The sequence below is a fragment of the Mesorhizobium sp. B2-3-7 genome (assembly GCF_006442695.1).
Taxonomy (GTDB): Bacteria; Pseudomonadota; Alphaproteobacteria; order Rhizobiales; family Rhizobiaceae; genus Mesorhizobium.
The window spans coordinates 253018-274841 of sequence record NZ_VFVV01000008.1 but is presented as its reverse complement, the minus strand read 5'-3'; the positions used below and the strand labels follow the sequence as shown (position 1 = coordinate 274841).

Genomic DNA, 21824 nt, shown 5'->3' with positions numbered 1-21824 from the left:
CCCGGCCCAGGCGCCTTGATCAGGACCCGATATGCGGTCCCCTGCCCCGCGCCTGCGCCAGCTCGACCTGCCGCTGGCGCTCGGCATAGCGCTGGCGGTCGTCGTCCGACCGAGCGTCGAAACAACGCGGGCAGGAGACGCCGGCGGCAAATTTCGGCGATGTCAGCTCGTCCAAGGTCAGTGGATGCCGGCAGGCGCGGCACAGCTCGGCGTCGCCCTCGGCGAGGCCGTGCGACACCGAAACCCGTTCGTCGAAGACGAAGCATTCGCCTTGCCACAGGCTGTCTTCGGCCGGCACCTCTTCGAGGTATTTCAGGATGCCGCCCTTGAGATGGAACACCTCCTCGAGACCGAGCGACCTGACATAGGCCGTCGCCTTCTCGCAGCGTATGCCGCCAGTGCAGAACATGGCGACCTTGCGGCCTTCCAGTTCCGCGCGGTGCTCTTCCACCCAGGCCGGGAATTCGCGAAAGCTCGCGGTCGCCGGATCGATGGCGCCCTTGAAGGTGCCGATCGACACTTCGTAGGCGTTGCGCGTGTCGATGACGATCGTGTCGGGTTGGGAAATCAGCGCGTTCCAGTCGGCCGGCGCGACATAGGTGCCGGCACTCTTCGCCGGGTCAATGTCTTCGACACCCATGGTGACGATCTCGCGTTTCAGCCGCACCTTCATGCGGTGGAAGGGCATTTGCGCGGCGCTGCTGTATTTCACCTCGAGGCCGGACAGCCCGTCGATGGTTTCGAGATGTTCGATCAGTTCGGCAATCGCCGCATCGCTGCCGGCGACCGTGCCGTTGATGCCTTCATGCGCCAGAAGCAGCGTACCCCTGATGCCGCGCCCACAGCAGAAGGCAGCCAGTGGCGCCCGCAGCGCCTGGAAGGCGTCGAGCCGGGCAAATTTGTAGAGCGCGGCGACGCGGACAGGCTGGGATGGCGCGGACGGTGTCATTGCCAGAGCAACTAGACGCTCGTAAAAGCCGTTTCAAGGTGAAACGGGTTTGACGGCCTGTCATGGTCCTGTTCCGGAAGAGCCCGTAAGCTACCCGGCGTGCGTGACATCACGACACGCCCGGTTGCGTGGACAGGAAAATATCAGTCTGCTAATCGGTTGAATTGACAACGATATGGAGAAGAAGATGCCTAGCAAGACCGAAAAACTCCTGTCGCTGCTCAATGGCCAGCCGGTCATCCCGGTGCTGAAGATCGCTGAAGTTGCCAATGCCGTGCCCTTGGCCCGCGCTTTGGCGCGCGGCGGCCTGCCGGCGATCGAGATCACGCTCAGGACCGCGGATGCGCTGGAAGCGATCCGACGCGTGGCGGGCGAGGTCGAGGAAGCCATCGTCGGTGCCGGCACCATTCTGGATGCGCGCCAGTTTGACGAGGCGGCCGCCGCCGGCTCGCAATTCATCGTCAGCCCGGGCATAACCCGCGAGCTTCTGGCCGGCGCCGCCGACAGCGAGGTTCCGCTGCTGCCCGGCGCCATCACCCCCGGCGAGATCATGGCCGCGCGCGAAGCAGGCTTGCGCTTCCTGAAGTTCTTCCCGGCCGAGCAGTCGGGCGGCATCGCCTCGCTGAAGGCATTCGCCTCGCCGCTCGCCGATGTGAAATTCTGCCCGACCGGCGGCATCACCGGCAAGAACGCGGCCGACTATCTCAGCCTGCCCAATGTTATCTGCGTCGGCGGCTCCTGGGTTGCCCCCGACGACATGGTCAAGGCCGGCAGGTGGGACGAGATCGAAGCTCTCGCACGCGCCGCGAGCAAGCTCACCGGATAAGCGCTTTCGCGTTCACCAGCGCAGCGGGCCATTCTCGTCGAAATAGCCGGCGGTCGGACCATCGGCATCGAGCGTCGCCAGGCGCACGATGATCTCGGCTGCCTGCTGCACCGTGCGACCGCCCCTGTGCCCGTTGAGATCGGTCGCGGTGTAGCCGGGAGCAGCCGCATTCACCTTGATGCCGCGCGGCGCGAGCTCCCTGGCGAACGCCACCGTAATCGCGTTGAGCGCCGTCTTGGAGCTGCCATAGCCCATTATGTTGGGCGACTGGTTTTCGCCTGTTGCGTCCTGCGCGCGTGCGATCGAGCCGATATAGCTGCTCACCATGACGATGCGGCCGGCGGGCGATGCCAGCAAGAGCGGCAGGAATGCCTGGGTGACCCGGATCGGGCCGAAGACGTTGACATCATAGGTGGCCTTGATGTCGGCGATGTTCTCCCGGCTCGGCGGCAGCTCATAGCGCTCGTCGGGGCCGAGCGCGTCGACATATCCAGGAGCAATGCCGGCATTGTTGACCAGCACGTCGAGGCTGGTTGCCCGCGCCGCGACGGTCCTGGCGGCGACCGCCGCGCTTTCGTCATCGACGACGTCGAGTTCGAGCCACTCGACGTCGAGCCCTTCGTTGCGCAGCGCCTGTGCCGCCTCAGCGCCGCGTTCAGCGTCGCGGGCGCCGAGCCAGACCTTGAATCCTGTCGCCGCCAGGCGCCGTGCGGTCTCCAGGCCGATGCCCTTGTTGGCGCCGGTCACTAGCGCGCGCTTCGATGTCGTCATATCCAAATCTCCTTTGTGGAGGCCTGATGCATGTCGCCTGGAAGTGGCCCCGGTCCGGGAGAACGACATGCATAAACAAAGGCCCAAGACGCGTCGCCAAACGCGGCGCGCCTTAGAGATGGCGGATTGCCGCCCGCCTGGCGCGCCGAAAACTCTCTTGCTCTTGCCTGATCCTCTCACCTGGTTGCGCGGCCCACGCGGATCGGCAATGCTGAAACGATGAGAGAAGCGCTGCTGGAATTGATCGCCATCGCCGGCCGCCATGCGCATGGGCGGCGGACAAGGACGGCGATCCCTCGCGTTACGATCGGCCGCAGCGAGGTCCCGACGCCGCCGATGCCCGAGCTTTGTCAGCCGACGGCGCTGTTCGTGCTGCAAGGCACGAAATCGGTGCTGATCGGCGAGCGCACGCTTCGTTATCAAGCCGGCAGCTATTTCGTCTACGCGGTCGAGACACCCGCCACCAGCCAGCTGATCGAGGCGAGTATCGCGCATCCCTATGTGGCCATCGGTTTCGCCCTCGATGTCAAGGCGATCGCAGCCCTGCTCATCGAGCACGAGCCGGCCGTCGGTGGCGACGATTTCATGACCTACCTGGCCAATGACGACCTGCTCGACGCGTGGCGCCGGATGCTGCGGCTGCTCGACAGGCCCGCCGAGATTCCCGTGCTCGCTCCCCTGCTCGAGCGCGAGATATTGTTTCGCCTGTTGCAAGGCCCGCAAGGCGCGAAGTTGCGCCAGCTCGCCGGCGCCGACAGCCGCTTGTCACAGATCCGCCGGGCGACCGCCTGGATCCGGGCTCACTATGACGAGCCTATCGAGGTGCGGCGGTTGGCCGAGCTCGCCAATATGAGCAGCGCTGCGTTTCATCGCCACTTCAAGGCGGCGACGGCGATGAGCCCGATCCAGTACCAGAAGCAGGTCCGCCTGCTGGAGGCCCGCCACCTGCTGCTGGCCCAGCCGGGAAACGCCGCGCGGGTTGCCTTTACCGTGGGCTATGAAAGCGCTTCGCAGTTCAGCCGGGAGTATGCGCGTCAGTTCGGGTTGCCGCCTGCACGCGATGCCGCGCGGCTTCTGGCGCGGGGCGAAGCGGCCGCGCTGGACATCGACTGAACCATCCCGGGCGGCACGAAAAAGCCCGGCCGGCTTGCGCCGATCGGGCTAGTCTGGTGCCATGATAGTCAGTGGTGTCTTGGCGGTCAGTTGCAGACCCTGACCTTCTCGACCGCCTTGTGGCGATGCTTCCAATGCGTGACCATCTTGGTCCGGCAGTGATGCTTGCCATTTTTGATGATCACGGTTTCGGCTTGCGAGGGAGCAAAAGCCGCCGATGCCGCCACCAGCGCCAGGACGGATGCCAACAGGATCTTCTTCATGAATATTCCCGGGGTTGGAACGCAGCCATTCTAGCCGGGAAACAGGCAGCTTTTACCTTTTCACGAGAAGTTCAGGCACCCGTGATCCCGCGGGGCCGGGGCCGGCTTCATGCATGCCGGTTGTGCCCGCACACAGCCGGCTGACAACGAAAAGCCGCGCCGGTTGCCCGGCGCGGCTTTCGGAATGCCCGGTCTTTACTTCGTCTGGAAGCGCGCGACGGACAGGAATTTTACGGCATTGCCGGTGAAACGGTTGGCATCCGCCATCTGGTCGCCCTGCTGGAAGCCGGCCGTGTAGACCTCGCTCGGCGGCGTGTGGACCACGTTGTAGGCGTAGCCCGGCGCCGTCGTGGCGCTCGAAACCGTCGCGACATTCTCGCCGCTGGTCAGCGCCCAGCGGGCGGCCTGCGGTGCGGCGGCAACCACGATGGCCTTGGGACCGGGTTTCAGGTCGCGGGCGGTGGCTCTGGCCTCCTTGCGGGTCGTCTTCACGCCGGCGCCGATCGCGGCGACCGGATCGGAACCGGCAGCGCGGGCGACGACGGCCTCGCGCGGCGATGCGGCATCGACGCCGGACGGGTCGTTGAAAGCCGAACGAGGCTCGGACAACGACGCAACCCGATAATAGTCAGCCTGCACGGGAAGCGCCTCGGCCTCGTCGAGCACGGCCTTGACCGCATCGGGCTTGACCGCATCGGGCTTGGCCGCATCGATATTGGTCATATCCGGCCGCGCGCTCGGCAGCACCGAGAAGGCATCGGTCGCGGTCTTGCCACGCTCGGCCGTCTCGGCCAGCGCCATCAGCACATCCTTGCTGGGCGCAGGCGCCAGCACCGCCGGCAACGTGTGTTCGGGGCGCCATGTCGGCAAAGGTATGTTGTTGGCGGCAACCTGCGCTGCATCGGCGGCGACCGCCGAGGGATCAGCCTTGCCGAAAGGCATATTCGCCGGCGTCTGCACGGTTGCCACGGTCTGTTCGGTGCTGGCCGTCGCATCCGCCATGCCGAAGGGAACATTTTCAGGCGGCTGCGCGCCGACATCGACTTTCGGCCGCGGCGCGAAATCGGGCAGCGGGATGCTGCGTGCCGGCAACGCCGCGATGATCGTCTCGGGCGTATCCTTTTCCGGCTCCGGGGCCTCCTCGGCGACCTGCGGGATCTCGGCGCGCTTGGCGTTCTCGGGCGCCACGATCGCGATCCCCGGCAGGGTGTCGCTCTTGGCGGTGCTCGCCGGTGCCGGCTTCACGCTTCTCGGCTTGGGCGCCGGCTCCGCGGATGCGACATCGGCGCTGTCGTCGGCCTCGTCGTCGCCGCCGCCGAAAAAGGCAGCCAGCAGTCCGCCGGACCTCTTGGAACCGCCGCCGGCGCTGGCCAGCTCGATGGCGGCGCCGCCGGAACCCTTGCGTGCCTTGTATGAGGCAAGCGCCTGCTCAAAGCCGGGCAGCGGCCGGCCGTCGCTCGGCACGTGCAGCGTCTTGCCGTTCGGGAACAGGCTCACCAGCTCCTGTCGGCTGATGCCGGGCCAATGGCGCACATTGCCGACGTCCATGTGGACGAACGGCGAACCGGATCTCGGATAGTAGCCGACGCCGCCGCCCTGCATCTTGAGCCCGATATTGCGCAGCTTCTTCAGCGGCACGCCCGGAATGTAGAAGTCCATCGCCTTGCCGAGCATGTGCTGGCTCTTCTCGGCGACGCCCTTGCTGCGGCTGCGCAGCATCGAGTTCGTCGACGGCGAGCGATAGCCGCAAACCACCTGGATATAGTCGGTGGCGCCGCTTTCCCGATAGGCTTCCCAGACCAGGTCCAGCAGGCGCGGGTCCATCTTGGTCGGCTCGTTGCGGCGCCAGTCGCGCAGGATGATGTTGATCTTCCTCAGCCCGGCCTGATCGTAACGGCCGTTGCGCTTGTAGACGATCTCCGCCTTCTCGTGCGTGTGGAGGTGGTAGAGCTTCAGAGAACGGACTTCGGCGCTGGCGCCGGTTGCGGCAGCGGCAAGAAAACCAAATGCGACAATCATGGCCGCCAGCCACTTCGGCCAGACGCTCAAATGATAGTGCCGCCCGTTTGTGTGTCGTTCGATTCTGTTCAAATCAAAAGGCCTTGCAGGCTGCCGTTTGTCCCCGGATTTGCCCAAACGGACGTGTCGTTGTCACATCCGAATATCGATCCTAATGGTTAATCATCGCTTATTGAAGCCGAAATGCGGTAAGACCGTGGCGATATCCCGCCAAAAATTGTCCACAAGGTTTCTTGGTAAACCGCTGGTTTAGATCATGATTCCTCGTTTGGTCGAAACACGATCTGTTACCGTTAGCCTTAATGCGTGAACGGGACCGTCGGGGACGTCGCCATCGGCGCGCCACACTCCGGTCCAGTCAATGCACCGGCGACATGATGGCAGCGCAAGCTGGTCCCGGCCTTGCGTGACCGCACTCGGGCCGACCGCTCTCAGGCCGGACATCGGGCGGCTGTGCGCGATAGCGCCCTCAGGAAGCGAGCCGGTCGAGCCTGCCGGTTTCCGGATCGATGCCGTATTCCTTGAGCTTGCGGTAAAGCGTCGAGCGGCCGATGCCGAGGCGGCGGGCGACTTCGCTCATCTGGCCGTTGTAGTGATCGATGGCGAGCTTGATCATCTCCAGTTCGACATCCGCCAGGGCGCGCACATTGCCGCGTTCGTCGAGCGCGCGCAGCGTGCCGAAGCGTGGCTGAAGCCGCATCGGCGATTCGGGTTCGGCAGCCGAAACGCCCTCGCCGGCCAGCGCCCGCTCATCGCGCGGTTCGACAGCCAAGAGCGGCCCGGCCGGCGCGATGTCCACATCGAGGCGGACCGTGCCCTCCACCTGGGCGCGGATTTGCGGGAAATCCTCGACGCCGAGCACATCGCCTTCGCACAGCACCGAGGCGCGGAAGACGGCATTTTCCAGCTGCCGGATATTGCCGGGCCAGTCATAGGCCTGGAGCACGGCGAGCGCCGCCGCCGAAATGCCCCGCAGGCGATGGCGCGGGTCCGCCGGAGCCACCTTCTCCATGAAATGTGCGACCAGATCGGGAATGTCGTCGCGGCGGTTCCGCAGGGGCGGCACATAGATCGGGTAGACGTTGAGCCGGTAGAACAGGTCCTCGCGGAACTTGCCGTCCTTGACCTGCTGCAGGAGATTGCGGTGCGTCGCCGAAATCAGCCTGATGTCGACCCGGACCGTGGCGCGGCCGCCGACCGGATCGACCTCGCCATCCTGGACGGCGCGCAGCAGCTTGACCTGCACGTCGAGCGGCAGGTCGCCGATCTCGTCCAGGAACAGCGTGCCCGAATGCGCTTCGACGAATTTGCCGGTGTGCTTCTCCGTAGCTCCGGTGAACGAGCCCTTCTCATGGCCGAACAGGATCGATTCGACCAGATTGTCGGGAATGGCGCCGCAATTGACGGTGACGAAAGGTTTCGAGCGGCGGTCGCCGCTGCCCTGTATGGCGCGCGCCACCAGTTCCTTGCCGACGCCGGATTCGCCCTCGATCAGGATCGGGATGTTGGATGCCGCCGCTTTCTGGCCGAGGCGGATCACCTTGTCCATGGCGGGACTGTGCGTGATCATGTCCCTGAAGGTCAGCAGCCCGCCGCGCCGGCGCGACGTGCGCTTGACCTCGCCTTCGACAGCCTCGACCTTGAGCGCGTTGGCGATCGAGGCCTGCAGCCTGTCGGGAGAGGCCGGCTTGACGACGAAGTCGAAGGCGCCGTGGCGCATCGCCGAAACCACGGTCTCGATGCCGCCCTGGGCGGTCTGCACGATGACCGGGATGGTGATGCCGCGCTCGCGCATCGCCTTGAGCACGCCGATGCCATCGAGATCGGGCATGACCAGGTCAAGGATGACCACCGACACGTCGCGGGCGCCGGGTCCGTCGAGGGCGTCGAGGCCGGCAGCGCCCCCGTCGACCACGATTGCGGTGTGGCCGAACCGCGTCACCGCCGCCTCGAGCAGCCGGCGCTGCACGGGATCGTCATCGACTATGAGTATGGAACCTGTCATGACTGTCTTGAGCCGCCCGCCTGATATCCCCATGGACCATCTTGGCACAGGGTTCTAAATAAGGTTTCAAAAAACCCGGTGAACGAATTCCTTAGGATTTGACCGGCTTCTCCGTTCTCCTTGATTCTGGCCCTGGCCCGGCCACTTGATTCAAAAGAAGGTATTGTCGATGCGCGTGATGTTTGATCGGCGGCTTGCGGCGCCAGCTTCCGGTCAGGGCGCCGCCGAGCTTGGCGATCTGCCGGAATGGAATCTTACCGACCTCTATGCGGGCATGGAGGCGCCGGAGTTGAAGCGCGACATCGCCAAAGCCGCCGCCGATGCGATCGCCTTCGAGAGCCGCTGGAAGGGCACGCTGGCCGCCGAGGCCGAGCGCGGCAGCGCAGGCAGGCTGGGCGAGGCGCTTGTCGCCTATGAGGCTCTGGAAGAGCTGATCGGCCGCATCGTCTCCTATGCCGGCCTCATCTACGCCGGCAACACCGCCGATCCGCAGCGCGCCAAGCTCTATGGCGACATCCAGGAGAAGATGACCGACGCCAGCGCGCATCTTCTGTTCTTCGCGCTCGAACTGAACCTGATCGACGACGCGGCCATCGAGGGCGCGCTCGCCGCCGACCCCGCCTTCGGTCATTACCGGCCCTGGGTGCTCGATCTGCGCCTGGACAAGCCCTATCAGCTCGAGGATCGCGTCGAGCAGCTGTTCCACGAGAAGTCGATCACCGGGCGCGGCGCCTGGAACCGGCTGTTCGACGAGACTATGACGGACCTGCGCTTCGACGTCGACGGCGAGGAGCTGACGCTGGAACCGGCCCTGAACCGATTGCAGGATGCCGACGGCGAGGTGCGACGCCGCGCCTCCGAGGCGCTCGCCCAGACCTTCCGGAGGAATTTGCGCACCTTCACGCTGGTCACCAACACGCTGGCCAAGGACAAGGAAATCTCGGACCGCTGGCGCGGTTTCGAGGACATCGCCGATTCACGCCATCTCGCCAACCGCGTCGAGCGCGGTGTGGTCGATGCGCTGGCTTCGGCGGTGCGCGAGGCCTATCCGCGCCTGTCACACCGCTATTACCGGATGAAGGCGCGCTGGCTGGGCATGGAGGTGATGAACCACTGGGACCGCAACGCGCCGTTGCCGGAGACGCCGCAGGCGGTGATTGGCTGGGACGAGGCCAGGAACACGGTGCTGTCCGCCTATCAGCGCTTCTCGCCCGAGATGGCCGAGATCGCGCGGACTTTCTTCGACCGCAACTGGATCGACGCGCCGGTGCGCCCAGGCAAATCCCCCGGCGCCTTCGCCCATCCGACCGTGCCTTCGGCGCACCCCTACGTACTGCTCAACTACATGGGCAAGCCGCGCGATGTGATGACGCTGGCGCATGAGCTTGGCCATGGCGTGCATCAGGTGCTGGCCGGCGGCCAGGGCGCGCTGATGGCCTCGACGCCGCTGACGCTGGCCGAGACGGCGTCCGTTTTCGGCGAGATGCTGACCTTCCGCTCGTTGCTCGAGCAGACCACCGACAGGCGCGAGCGCAAGGCCATGCTCGCCCAGAAGGTCGAGGACATGATCAACACGGTCGTGCGCCAGATCGCCTTCTACGAATTCGAGCGCAAGGTGCATGCGGAGCGCCGCAACGGCGAACTGACATCCGACAGGCTCGGCCAATTCTGGCTGGAGGTGCAGGCGGAAAGTCTGGGCCCGGCGATAAAGTTGCGCGACGGCTACGAAGTCTTCTGGACCTACATCCCGCACTTCATCCATTCGCCCTTCTACGTCTACGCCTATGCGTTCGGCGACTGTCTGGTGAACTCGCTCTACGCGGTCTACCAGAACGCCGAGCGCGGCTTCCAGGACAAATATTTCGAGATGCTGCGCGCCGGCGGCACCAAGCATCATTCGCAGCTTCTGGCGCCTTTCGGCCTCGATGCCACCGATCCCGCCTTCTGGCAGATCGGGCTTGGCGTGATCAGCGGCTTGATCGACGAGCTGGAAGCGCTCGACAACTGAGGCGTCTTCTGTACGTCGTCCCCACCTGCTCAGAACAGTTTAGCCGGAATGCATATTGGGCCCACACTATTCTTGGTCTAAATATCTGTTCTTGAATAACTCTCTTTCGTAGTTTTCCCATAGCTTTCCGGAAGCTCTATGATAGCCTCCCCGCCAAGCTCAGCCGGAGCATGCGGGTCGGGCGGGGAAGTCTCAGCCGATCGCGGCGTTCCGGTGCACGCGACGACGGCCATTGGCCATGGCTTGCAAAGCCGACGCCGACGGCTCGACTGAGGCCGGCTGTTCCGCAGGCGGCGGAACCATCATCGAGTAGTCCTTCGCCGAAGGTCATTAAGTCCAATGCCGCGGCAGACGGATCTGACTGGAGAGAGACAATGGGCACTTTTTTCTACATGCTCCTGGCGTTCCTTGTGGGTGTGCTGGTTGGCTGGTTCATCTGGGGACGCTTGCGCGGTGAACTCGACAGCTTGCGCGGCGATCTCGACCGCACACGCAGCGAGCGCGACCGGCTGCGGGCCGACAGCGATCGCCTGACCGGCGAGTTGGATGCCTGTGGGCGCACCCGCGCCGACCTCGAGCGCCGGCTGCGCGAGGCCTCGACCGGCTCCGGCCCGGCAAAGGCGGCGGCGCCGGCGCCGGCCGCCTTGATGTCGACGCCCACCCCTGCCAAATCCGCTCCGGCGGCCAAGCCGGCGCCCAGGAAGCCGGCTGCGGCCAAGGCCGCTTCCAGCGCCGCGAAGACTGGCGCGCCGAAGGCCGCTGCCGCCAAGGCGGCACCCAAGGCCAGCGCGGCGCCCAGGAAGGCGGCACCGGCGAAGGCCGCGCCGGCCAAGGCGGCTTCCGGCAAACCCGACAATCTGCGCCGGCTGATCGGTATCGGCCCGGTCAACGAGAAGCTGCTCAGGGCACAAGGCGTCACCAGCTTTGCCCAGATCGCCGCCTGGACAGCCGCTGATATCAAGCGGATCGAGGACGTCATGAATTTCGACGGCCGTATCGCGCGCGAGCGCTGGATCGAGCAGGCCAAGCTGCTCGCCGCCGGCAACGAGGCGGAATTCGCCAGGCAGTTTCCGTCGGCTGGAACCGCCAGCAACACCTGAGCGACAGGGCAGATCCGACGATTGCGGCCGGCGGCGCGAACGAAGCGCCGCCGGTTTGCTTTTGGCCGCAAGGTCTGCCCACGGATCGGGCGACAGGTCGGGTTTAAGTGGCAAGGTGCCGCTCCCTCGATTGCGCGCGGCTGCCCCCCCATATAGAGCCATCATTGGCTTCATCGATCCACGCCCCGAGTTCCATGCCCCTGCCCGCCGCAATTTTCCGCAATGACGAAAGCGCGCGCCAGCTCGTTTTCGACCGACCGGACGACATCATCACGGCGCACGAGGCCCGGGATTTCCCGGCCGCACTGGAGGCGGCCCAGGCCGCTCATGACGCCGGCAAATGGCTTGCCGGCTATTTCTCATACGAGGCGGGCTACCTGCTGGAGCCGAAGCTGGTTCCGTTGCTGCCGGCCGGGCGCCGCGCCCCGCTGGTCTGCCTGGGCGTCTTTGACGCGCCGGTGCAAGAGCCGGTGCCGCCCCGCAAGGCGGCGGCGACCAACGGCCCGATCTTCGATGCAAGGGCGACATGGTCGTTCGAGGATTACGAGAAGCGGTTCTCGCGGCTGCACCGGCACATCAGGCAAGGCGACTGCTACCAGGGCAACCTGACCTTCCCGGTGCATGCGCAATGGTCGGGCGATCCGCTCGCCGCCTTCGACGCGCTGACCGAACGCCAGCCGGTGAAATATGGTGCCCTGGTTTCGCTTGGCGATCCGGTCGTGCTGTCGCGCTCACCCGAACTGTTCTTCGAGATCGACGCCCAGGGCATGGTCGAGACCCATCCGATGAAAGGCACGGCGCCGCGTGGTGCGACGGAAGCCGACGACGAGCGCCAGAAAACCTTCCTGCGCAATGATGAGAAGAACCAGGCCGAGAACCGGATGATCGTCGACCTGCTTCGCAACGACATCTCGCTGATCAGCGAGGTCGGTACGCTGGAAGTGCCAGAGCTGTTCCGCATCGAGACCTATCCGACCGTCCACCAGATGGTGAGCGACGTCAGGGCGAAGCTGCTGCCGGGCCTCACGATCCGCCAGATTTTTGCAGCGCTGTTTCCCTGCGGCTCCATCACCGGCGCGCCGAAAATCCGCGCCATGGAGATCCTGCATGACCTTGAAGGCACGCCCCGCGATGTCTATTGCGGCGCCATCGGCTGGATCGCGCCCGGCGGCACGATGCGCTTTTCCGTGGCGATCCGCACCATCTCGCTCTTTCCCGGCGGCGAGGCCGTCTACAATGTCGGCGGCGGCATCGTCTTCGATTCAACCGCGCAGGAGGAGTATCAGGAGTGTCTCTTGAAAGCCCGCTTCGCGACGGGAACGCCGCCGGTTTCGAATTGATCGAGACCATGCGCTGGGAGCCGCCCATGGGCTTCCTGCGCTTCGAGCGGCATCTGGCGCGCCTCTATGGTTCGGCGGCCGAACTCGGTTTTGCCTGCGACCCGCAAAGGATCGGCGACGTGTTGGGCAAGGCTGTCGACGGCGCGTGCAACGCCTTGCGCACGCGCCTGGCTTTGGCGCGCAGTGGCGACACGGCCGCCTCGGTCCAGCCCTATGAGCCGCTCGCCGCCGATAAGGTCTGGACGCTGCGGCTGGCGCGCACGAGGCTCGATTCGAACGACATGCTGCTGCGCCACAAGACCAGCCACCGGCAGGTCTACGCGCATGCCCGCGCCGAATACCTCATCACCCAGGCCGACGAAGTGCTGTTGGCCAACGAGCGTGGCGAGATGTGCGAAGGCACCATCACCAATGTCTTCGCCGATTTCGGCGACGGCATGCTTTTGACGCCCCGCCTCGATTGCGGGCTGCTGCCTGGCGTATTGCGCGGCGCGCTTCTGGATGAAGGCCGCGCCCGCGAGGCGATCTACAGCTTTGACGACTTGAAATCCGCCAGGGCGCTCTATGTCGGCAATTCACTGCGCGGCTTGATCCCGGCAAAACTGATCTGAAGCATGACATCGCTGCCCACCCACACGCCCTATGATGGCTCGTCCAAGCTGTTCACCATCGGGCTGAAGCCGCTTGCCCTGGCCGACTGGATCGAAGTCGACGAACATCTCCTGCCGTTCCTCGCCGAGAAGCAGCGGCTCTATGCCGAAATGCCCGGCACCGTGTTCGTCGAGGAAGACGGCACGCGCGATGCCCAGCGCGAAGTGCTCGACCTGCTCGAAGCGCACTTGCCGCGGGCATTTCCCGAGACCCATCGGCGTGCCAGTGGCGGGGTCGAGGTGATCGGCGCCGCCGGCAATCCCGAGGGCGACTTCGCCAAGGCGCCGCTTGTCGCGGCCTCGCTGCTCGTCCAGGAAGACCTGATCCTGATGCGCCGCGGCGAAGACGGCTGGCGGCTCGCCGCCGGCTCGCTCTGCTTTCCCTCGTCCTGGTCGCTGCTCGAAAAATTCGGCAAGCCGTTGCAGCAGATCCATGCGCCCGTGCCGGGTTTTGGCCCTGGCACGCGGCCGGCCGAGCTGATCAACCGCATGTTCGACGGCCTCCAGGGCCAGGCCGTGGAGCGCTACAACTGGTCGATTCAATCGGGCGATGCGCTCTACCATCCGCTATCCAATGTCGAGCGAATCGAGCGCGCCGCCAGCCGCCCGTCGCGATTTGCCGATGGCGACGCCAATGCCCACGCCTTCATCCGCGTCGAGCGGCAGACGCTTCGAAAATTGCCCGTCTCGGGCGACATCCTATTCACCATCCGCATTCATCTCGACCCGCTGGCGGCGTTGGCGCATCACCCCGACCGGGCAACGCTGGCTCCGGCTTTCGCTGCCCAGCTCGAAGCGCTCGCCATCGCCCAGCTCGATTACAAGGGCTTGACATCAGACCGCGACCGGCTGGTCAGCGTCCTTAACCAAATGGCGAACGCCGCCTGACCGGCGGTTGGCGCTTTTCACTGGTTTATGACAATGATCTGTGATGTAGCGCATGCCCGTTGGGCGAGAATGCCCGGGTTTGCACCTGTCTGAAGGAGTGCTCGATAAAATGGCGAATGAAAACTGGCCCGTTTACGGTGAGATCACCGGCCCTGTGGTGATGATCGGCTTCGGCTCGATCGGACGGGGCACGCTGCCGCTGATCGAGCGCCATTTCAAGTTCGACAAATCGCGCATGACGGTCATCGACCCGCTCGGCACCGACCGCGCGCTGCTCGACGAGCGCGGCATCACCTTCATGCAGGATGCGGTGACCGAGAAGAATTACAAGAAGCTCCTGACCCCGCTTCTGACCAATGGCGGCGGCCAGGGTTTTTGCGTCAACCTGTCGGTCGACACCGGCTCGGTGGATCTGATGCGACTCTGCCGCAAGCTCGGCGTGCTCTACATCGACACGGTCGTCGAGCCATGGCTCGGTTTCTACTTCGATGCCGAGGCCGACAATGCCAGCCGCACCAACTATGCGTTGCGCGAGTCGCTGCTCAAGGAAAAGCACGACAAGCCCGGCGGCGCGACCGCGGTCTCCACCTGCGGCGCCAATCCAGGCATGGTCTCGTGGTTCGTCAAGCAGGCATTGGTCAACCTGGCCACCGATCTCGGCCTCGAGTTTTCGGAACCCGCGCAGGAAGACCGCGAGGGCTGGGCGAAGCTCATGAGGAAGGCGGGCGTCAAGGGCATCCACATCGCCGAGCGCGACACCCAGCGCACCAAGAAGCCGAAGCCGATGGACGTGTTCTGGAACACCTGGTCGGTCGAGGGCTTCATCTCCGAGGGCCTGCAGCCCGCCGAACTCGGCTGGGGCACGCATGAGAAATGGATGCCCAAGAACGGCAAGAAACACAAGCATGGTTCCAAGGCTGCAATCTATCTGGAGCAGCCCGGCGCCAACACGCGCGTGCGCTCGTGGTGCCCGACACCAGGTGCGCAATACGGCTTCCTGGTGACCCACAACGAGGCGATCTCGATCGCCGACTTCTTCACCGTGCGCTCCAAAAAGGGCAAGGTTCAGTACCGCCCGACCTGCCACTACGCCTATCATCCCTGCAACGACGCGGTGCTGTCGCTGCATGAAATGTTCGGCGCCGCCGGCAAGGCGCAACCGGTACACCATGTGCTGGACGAAAACGAACTGGTCGATGGCGTCGACGAGCTCGGCGTGCTGCTCTACGGCCATGACAAGAACGCCTACTGGTACGGCTCGCAACTGTCGCTCGCCGAAGCGCGCAAGCTGGCGCCTTACCAGAACGCCACCGGCATGCAGGTCACCTCGGCGGTTCTGGCCGGCATGGTCTGGGCGCTGGAGAACCCCGAGGCCGGCATCGTCGAGGCCGACGAGATGAACTACAAGCGCTGTCTGGACGTGCAGTCGCAATATCTCGGACCGGTGAAGGGCTATTATACCGACTGGACACCGCTCGATAATCGGCCCGGCCTGTTTCCGGAGGACCTCGACCGGAACGACCCGTGGCAATTCCGCAACATCCTGGTGCGATAGCGTCGCGCCAAGCATGCCTCACTGCCTTGCAATCGCCCGGAAATCGGGCGATTGAAGGATGCGGACGGGAGCAAGCCGCGTCCATCTGGACGCATGAACTGCGCTCTTGAAACTTGGATGCATGCACCGTGCTTTCCGAAAGTCGTTTTCCGATTTCGGGCCGACGGGCGAGGAGAGGATTTTTACATGACCATTGCGCGCAAGATTCTTTCGATGAGTGTTGCGGCGGCCACGATGGTGGGGCTGGCCGCTTGTGCAACCAGCGGTCCCGACGAGCCGTCGATAGGGGCCGCGCCGAAGGGCGTCGAAGGCTCCTGGATCGACGCCAAGGGCACCGGTCTCTCGACCTTTGCCGGCGGAACCTTCACCACGGTAGCGACCGATACCGGCCAGAAGCTGTCCGACGGCACCTATACGATGACCGGCGCCACTTCGGTCGAGATCCACGGTACCTCGCTGATCCGGCAGACTCCGGTGAGCTTCAACTGCTTGCTGGTGTCCACCAGCCAGCTCAACTGCACCAGCGGCTCCGGCCAGAATTTCGTGCTGACCCGGCGCGCCTGAACCGACCGGCATTCAGACCTCCAAAGGACGGCGGCCAATGGCCGCCGTCCTTTTTTGTGCCCCGCAGAGATCAACGGGGTTTTGCCCCGATTTCCCCTTGCATGCTCCGGAACGCGATGGGAACATGGCTGAAAAAGCCGGCTGTTATAGACCGGTCAAGCAAGAGCGCTAAACGGCTCTGATCAGCCTATCCGGGAGACGAAGATGAAGAAGCTTGCCGCCATTGCCGCCCTTTCCGCGTCGACGCTGGGCCTGTCGGCCGGCGCATCTTTTGCCGATTACACGCTGAATATCCTGCACATCAACGACTGGCACAGCCGCATCGAAAGCAACAACAAATACGAATCCACCTGCTCGGCCGACGAGGAGACAAAGGGCGAATGCGTCGGCGGCGCCGGCCGGCTGGTCACGGCGATCGCGCAGGAGCGCAAGAAGCTGGAAGGCCAGAACGTGCTGTTGCTCAGCGCCGGCGACAATTTCCAGGGTTCGCTGTTCTACACGACTTACAAGGGCAAGGCCGAAGGCGAGTTCCTCAACGACATGAAGTTCGATGCCATGGCGCTCGGCAACCATGAATTCGACGACGGCGAAACGGCATTGGCGCCGTTCCTCGACATGATCAAGTTCCCCGTGCTCGGCGCCAATGTGAAAGCCAACGCGCAGTCCAAGCTCGGTGACCGCGTCAAGCCGTCCATCGTCGTCGAGGTCGGCGGCCAGAAGATCGGCATCATCGGCGCCGTCACCAACGATACGCCCGAACTCGCCACTCCCGGCCCCAACATCGCCATCGAGGACGACGTCAAGTCGATCACGGCCGAGGTCGAGAAGCTGAAGGGAGAGGGCGTCAACAAGATCATTGCCGTGACCCATATCGGCTACAACAGGGAGCGCGATGTCATAGCGAAGATCCCGGGCGTCGACGTGGTCGTCGGCGGCCACAGCCATACGCTTTTATCCAACACCGATCCGAAGGCGGCAGGCCCCTATCCGACCATGGTCGACAATCCGGACGGCTACAAGGTACCGGTCGTGCAGGCGGCGTCCTATTCGAAATATCTCGGCGAGTTCAAGATCGTGTTCGACGACAATGGCGTCGTCAAGTCGGCGAGCGGCGACCCGATCCTCCTCGACAAGTCGATCACGCCCGATCCCGCCGTGCTCGCCCGCATCAAGGAGCTCGGCGCGCCGATCGAAGCGCTGAAGAACAAGGAAGTGGCCGAGACGACCGACGTCATCGACGGCAGCCGCGAGAGCTGCCGCGCCCGCGAATGCGCGATGGGCAATCTCGTCTCCGACGCCATCCTCGACCGCGTCAAGGGACAGGGCGTCGAGATCGTCATCTCCAATGGCGGCGGCCTGCGCGCCTCGATCGACAAGGGCACCGTCACCATGGGCGAGGTGCTGACCGTGCTGCCCTTCCAGAACACGCTGGCGACCTTCCAGATCTCGGGCAAGGACCTGGTTGCCGGGCTCGAAAGCGGCCTCAGCCAGGTCGAGGACGGCGCCGGCCGCTTCCCGCAGGTGGCCGGCCTGAAATACGCCTTCGACAAATCCGCCCCGGCCAATGCCGGCCGCGTCAAGTCTGTCGAGGTGATGGAGAACGGCGCCTGGACGCCGCTCAATCCCGACAAGGACTATCTGGTCGCCACCAACAACTATGTCCGCCAGGGCGGCGACGGCTACAAGGTTTTCGCCGAAAAGGCCAAGAACGCCTATGATTACGGCCCCGGCCTCGAACAGGTGGTCGCCGACTATCTCGGCGCGCACCGGCCCTACACGCCCAAGCTCGACGGCCGCATCACCGAGATCGCCGCGACGACAGCGGCCGCGCCTGCGGCGGAGCCCGCCAAGCCAGCCGAAGCAATGCCCGATCTGCCTGCCAACTCCGGCGATATCGCCAACACGCCGCCGGCCGTGTCGACCGAGGCCGCGCCTGCGCCCGCACCGGCAACGCCTGCCGCTCCGGCAACGCCAGCACCTGCGGAACCGGCAAAGCCTGCCGAAGCCGCCCCTGCCCCGGCAACACCCGCGCCGGCTGAGCCGGCAAAGCCCGCCGAGGCCGCACCGGCCGAAACCAGCCATGTCATCGTCGCCGGCGATACCTATTGGGACCTGGCAAAGAAGGCCTATGGCGACGGCACCAGGTGGAAAGTCATTTCCGAAGCCAACAAGGGCTACGAGCCGCGCCGGCTTCCGGTCGGCGCCACCTTGACCATACCGCCGAGGTAACCGCCTTCGCCTTTGCGCGCAGGGACACCCGCCCGAAACAGGGCGGGCGTCCTGTTTTTGGTAAGGTGCGGCCAGACGCTGCATTGAAAAGCAGCGCCGCATCGCTACTTTCGCGCCGTGTTCGGAGACCCGCAATGCCGCCTTCCATCCCTGTCGACGCCAAGCCCGCGAGGACCGTGGGACCGAGACGGGCCGGACATTCGCCGGCCAAGGCGGGCAAGGTCGGCGTCATGCTGGTCAATCTCGGCACGCCGGACGGCACCGATTTCAGGCCGATGTGGCGCTATCTCCGCGAATTCCTGTCCGACCCACGCGTCATCGAACTCAACAAGGCGATCTGGTATCCGATCCTCTACGGCCTCGTGCTGACCACGCGACCGAAGAAGTCGGGCGCCAACTATGCCAGGATCTGGAATCGCGAGAACAACGAGTCGCCGCTGCGCACCTATACCCGCGCCCAGGCCGAGAAGCTGACCGTGGCATTGCGCGACCTGCCCGACGTGGTCGTCGGCTGGGCGATGCGCTACGGCAATCCCTCGACCGCGAGCGTCGCCGAAAGCCTGGTCGCGCAGGGCTGCGACCGCATCCTGACCTTTCCGCTCTATCCGCAATATTCGGCCACCACCACGGCGACTGCCAATGACCAGTTGTTCCGGGCGCTGATGAAGATGCGTGCGGCGCCTGCCGTCCGCAGCGTGCCGCCCTATTATGCCGAACCGGTCTATATCGAGGCGCTCGCCCATTCGATCGAACGGCATCTGGCCAGCCTCGATTTCGAACCGGAGGTGGTCATCACCTCCTATCACGGCATCCCGAAACCCTATTCCGACAAAGGCGATCCTTACCGCGCGCATTGCCTCGAGACGACACGGCTGCTGCGCGAGAGGCTCGGCTGGAACGAGAAGAAGCTGATCACCACCTTCCAGTCGCGCTTCGGCGCACAGGAATGGCTGCAGCCCTACACCGACAAGACGGTGGAGAAACTGGCCAAGGATGGCGTGAAATCGATCGCCATCGTCAACCCCGGCTTTTCCGTCGACTGCATCGAAACGCTGGACGAGATCGGCCGCGAGGCGGCGGAAACCTTCCATCATGCCGGCGGCGGAAGATTCGCGCACATCCCCTGCCTCAACGACAGTCCCGAAGGCATGGCGGTGATCGAGGCGATGGTGCGGCGCGAACTGTCCGGCTGGATCTGAACCCGGGAACAATGGACGTTCCGGGGCGTTGAGGCGCGCCCTCCGGAGACCATCGATGCCCCGCAAGCTCGACCTCAGAAGCGGCCGGCCAGTCTGGTCCGCCTATCGGGCACCCGCTGTCCCGACAAGCGCTCTGACCCGTGACGCCAAGGCCGATGTGCTGGTGATAGGCATGGGCATCAGCGGCGCCATGATCGCAGAAGCGCTGACGGCTGACGGCCATTCGGTGGTCTGCATCGACCGGCGCGGCCCGCTGAGAGGGTCGACGTCGGCGACCACCGCCCTGGTGCAGTTCGAGATCGACCAGCCGCTGACGGCACTCGGCAGGATGATCGGCAAGGCCTCGGCGGAACAGGCCTGGCGGCGCTCGCGTCTGGCCGTTTCCAACCTTGCCGGCCGCATAGCCGAGCTCTCCATCAACTGCCGCCTGAGCCGCGCCCCCTCCCTCTATCTGGCCGGTACCGTGCTCGGCCCATCGCAGTTGCGTGACGAGACCGAGGCGCGGCGACAGGCGGGCATCGCCGCGACCTATCTCGCCCCTGCGCCGCTGGCTGCGCGATTCGGCATCGAGCGCGACGGCGCCATCCTCAGCCATGGCAACATCGCGCTCGATCCGCGCAAACTGACCGCCGGATTGCTGCTGAAGGCGCTGGAGCGCAAGGCGCGCCTCTACGCCCCGGTCGAGGCGACCGCGATCGAAGACAGCGCCAAGGAGGTCGTCGTCGCCACCAGGGGCGGCCCCATAATCAGCGCGCAGCACGTCCTGCTCGCGACCGGCTACGAGTTGACCGACATCGTGCCGGCAGCCGCCCACCGCGTCATCTCGACATGGGCCATCGCCACACGCCCGCAGCCGCGAAAGATCTGGCCGGACGCGGCCCTCATCTGGGAAGCGTCGGACCCCTATCTTTATGCAAGGGCGACAGCCGACGGCAGGGTGATCTGCGGCGGCGAAGACGAGGATTTTATCGACAAGGAACGGCGTGACGCGTTGATCGCCGGCAAGAGCCTGAGACTGGCCAGGAAGCTCGGCCGCCTGTTCCCGGATCTGGACACCAGGCCCGATTTTGCCTGGACCGGCTCCTTCGGCACCACAACCACCGGCCTGCCCTATATCGGCGCCATCCCTGGGCATCCGCGCATCCAGGCCGTGATGGGCTATGGCGGCAACGGCATCGCCTTCTCGCAAATCGCATCCGAAATCGTTTCTGCCGCCATCGCCGGATCGGAAGATACGGACGCAAGCCTGTTCGCCTTCAGCCACCGGCAGCAGCGGCACAAACAATCCCTCATCACCTGATTGTAACGTTGTTGAAACACACTTAAGTGTTTGCTGAAGCCGGCTGCGGGAGAATGGCTCCCATGGCTTGCCTCTTGAGGGAGAGCCAAATGGATTTCAGTGGTTTCGATATCGCGATTATTGTTCTGGTCGCTCTTGTCGTGCTGGTGCTGTTCAAAGGCATAAAGACAATCCCGCAAGGCTACAATTATACGGTCGAACGCTTTGGCCGTTACACGAAAACGCTGTCGCCAGGCCTCAACCTCATCGTGCCGTTCATCGATCGCATCGGCGCCAAGTTGAACATGATGGAGCAGGTGCTCGACGTCCCGAGCCAGGAGATCATCACCCGCGACAACGCCATCGTCGGCGTCGACGGCATCGCCTTTTTCCAGATCCTCAACGCGGCGCAGGCGGCCTACCAGGTTTCCGGCCTGCAGAACGCCATCCTCAACCTGACCATGACCAACATCCGCACCGTGATGGGCTCGATGGATCTCGACGAGCTGCTGTCGAACCGCGACGCGATCAACGAGCGCCTGCTGCGCGTGGTCGACGAAGCGGCCCATCCCTGGGGCATCAAGATCACCCGCGTCGAGATCAAGGATATCAATCCGCCCGCCAACCTGATCGAATCGATGGGCCGGCAGATGACGGCCGAACGCAACAAACGCGCGCAGATCCTTGCCGCCGAAGGCCTCAAGCAGTCGCAGATCCTCGAGGCCGAAGGCCGCAAGGAAGCCGCCTTCCGCGATGCCGAGGCACGCGAGCGCTCCGCCGAAGCGGAAGCCCGCGCCACGCAAGTGGTGTCGGAAGCGATCTCCAAGGGAGATGTGCAGGCGCTCAACTACTTCGTCGCCCAGAAATACACCGAAGCGCTGGGCAAGATCGGTTCGGCCACCAACAGCAAGATCGTGCTGATGCCTTTCGAAGCGTCGTCGCTGATCGGCTCGCTGGGCGGCATCGGCGAGATCGCCAGGGAAGTATTCAAGGGCGACGGGCCGGCCGGCACGCAACGGCAGGTCTCACGACCTCCGGTCGTCAGGCCGAGCGACAACTAATGCCT

18 protein-coding genes are annotated in these 21824 nt (G+C 64.7%); 13 read left to right on the top strand and 5 right to left on the bottom strand.

All coding sequences use genetic code 11. The features are described 5' to 3' along the window. Nucleotides 1–19: 19 nt before the first annotated feature. Nucleotides 20–949, bottom strand: a complete 930-nt coding sequence (locus FJ940_RS17985) for a rhodanese-related sulfurtransferase (protein WP_140657377.1) — start codon at nt 947–949, stop codon at nt 20–22. 187 nt (nt 950–1136) lie between these two features. Between FJ940_RS17985 and FJ940_RS17980 the strand changes: the two genes are divergently transcribed. Then, entirely contained in the window at nt 1137–1775 is a 639-nt protein-coding gene (locus FJ940_RS17980) for a 2-dehydro-3-deoxy-phosphogluconate aldolase (RefSeq protein WP_140657375.1), read from the top strand. Between the two features lie 12 nt (nt 1776–1787). On the opposite strand, the gene FJ940_RS17975 is transcribed toward FJ940_RS17980, so the two are convergent. Further along, nucleotides 1788–2546, bottom strand: a complete 759-nt coding sequence (locus FJ940_RS17975; protein WP_140657373.1) for an SDR family oxidoreductase — start codon at nt 2544–2546, stop codon at nt 1788–1790. A 219-nt stretch (nt 2547–2765) separates the two neighbouring features. On the opposite strand from FJ940_RS17975, the gene FJ940_RS17970 reads away from it, so the two are divergent. After that, entirely contained in the window at nt 2766–3659 is an 894-nt protein-coding gene (locus FJ940_RS17970; RefSeq protein WP_140556570.1) for an AraC family transcriptional regulator, read from the top strand. 86 nt (nt 3660–3745) lie between these two features. Here the strand turns inward: FJ940_RS17970 and FJ940_RS28505 are convergent, their stop codons facing one another. The 3 genes from FJ940_RS28505 to FJ940_RS17960 all read right to left on the bottom strand — a co-directional run bounded on the left by FJ940_RS28505 (nt 3746) and on the right by FJ940_RS17960 (nt 7946). Further along, nucleotides 3746–3922 (bottom strand): hypothetical protein, encoded by a 177-nt coding sequence (locus tag FJ940_RS28505; RefSeq protein WP_181165230.1) that lies wholly within the window; start codon nt 3920–3922, stop codon nt 3746–3748. A gap of 195 nt (nt 3923–4117) precedes the next feature. Further along, on the bottom strand, nt 4118–5941 hold the full coding sequence (locus tag FJ940_RS17965) for a DUF882 domain-containing protein (protein WP_181167712.1): 1824 nt from the start codon (nt 5939–5941) through the stop codon (nt 4118–4120). Nucleotides 5942–6410: 469 nt separating this feature from the next. Beyond that, entirely contained in the window at nt 6411–7946 is a 1536-nt protein-coding gene (locus tag FJ940_RS17960) for a sigma-54 dependent transcriptional regulator (protein WP_140657371.1), read from the bottom strand. Between the two features lie 169 nt (nt 7947–8115). Here FJ940_RS17960 and FJ940_RS17955 point away from each other — a divergent pair, with 169 nt between their 5' ends. The 11 genes from FJ940_RS17955 (at nt 8116) to FJ940_RS17905 (ending at nt 21819) form a co-directional block, all read left to right on the top strand. Further along, complete coding sequence (locus FJ940_RS17955; protein ID WP_181167290.1) at nt 8116–9954, top strand: M3 family oligoendopeptidase; 1839 nt, start codon at nt 8116–8118, stop codon at nt 9952–9954. A 374-nt stretch (nt 9955–10328) separates the two neighbouring features. Continuing rightward, complete coding sequence (locus FJ940_RS17950; RefSeq protein ID WP_140657369.1) at nt 10329–11054, top strand: proton-conducting membrane transporter; 726 nt, start codon at nt 10329–10331, stop codon at nt 11052–11054. 194 nt (nt 11055–11248) lie between these two features. Further along, nucleotides 11249–12394, top strand: coding sequence for an aminodeoxychorismate synthase component I (locus tag FJ940_RS17945; protein ID WP_140657367.1), 1146 nt, complete (start codon nt 11249–11251; stop codon nt 12392–12394). Beyond that, the gene (locus FJ940_RS17940; protein ID WP_140513677.1) at nt 12343–13005 is read left to right on the top strand and encodes an aminotransferase class IV family protein; all 663 of its coding nucleotides are present in this window, start codon (nt 12343–12345) and stop codon (nt 13003–13005) included. Before FJ940_RS17945 ends, FJ940_RS17940 begins: the two co-directional genes overlap by 52 nt. Nucleotides 13006–13008: 3 nt before the next feature. Further along, the gene (locus FJ940_RS17935; RefSeq protein WP_140657365.1) at nt 13009–13932 is read left to right on the top strand and encodes a DUF3445 domain-containing protein; all 924 of its coding nucleotides are present in this window, start codon (nt 13009–13011) and stop codon (nt 13930–13932) included. 109 nt (nt 13933–14041) lie between these two features. Next, nucleotides 14042–15487 carry a homospermidine synthase gene (locus tag FJ940_RS17930; RefSeq protein ID WP_140522394.1) on the top strand — a complete coding sequence of 482 codons (1446 nt, stop codon included), beginning with the start codon at nt 14042–14044 and terminating at the stop codon, nt 15485–15487. Nucleotides 15488–15673: 186 nt separating this feature from the next. After that, the gene (locus tag FJ940_RS17925) at nt 15674–16051 is read left to right on the top strand and encodes a hypothetical protein (protein ID WP_140496275.1); all 378 of its coding nucleotides are present in this window, start codon (nt 15674–15676) and stop codon (nt 16049–16051) included. Nucleotides 16052–16255: 204 nt separating this feature from the next. Next, nucleotides 16256–18280 (top strand): bifunctional metallophosphatase/5'-nucleotidase, encoded by a 2025-nt coding sequence (locus FJ940_RS17920; RefSeq protein WP_140657363.1) that lies wholly within the window; start codon nt 16256–16258, stop codon nt 18278–18280. 134 nt (nt 18281–18414) lie between these two features. Continuing rightward, a complete protein-coding gene (hemH, locus tag FJ940_RS17915) occupies nt 18415–19479 on the top strand; it encodes a ferrochelatase (RefSeq protein WP_140657361.1) in 1065 nt (354 codons plus the stop codon). Between the two features lie 55 nt (nt 19480–19534). Then, a complete protein-coding gene (locus FJ940_RS17910) occupies nt 19535–20779 on the top strand; it encodes an FAD-binding oxidoreductase (protein ID WP_140657359.1) in 1245 nt (414 codons plus the stop codon). Nucleotides 20780–20868: 89 nt separating this feature from the next. Beyond that, entirely contained in the window at nt 20869–21819 is a 951-nt protein-coding gene (locus tag FJ940_RS17905; RefSeq protein WP_140624323.1) for an SPFH domain-containing protein, read from the top strand. Nucleotides 21820–21824 lie beyond the last annotated feature (5 nt).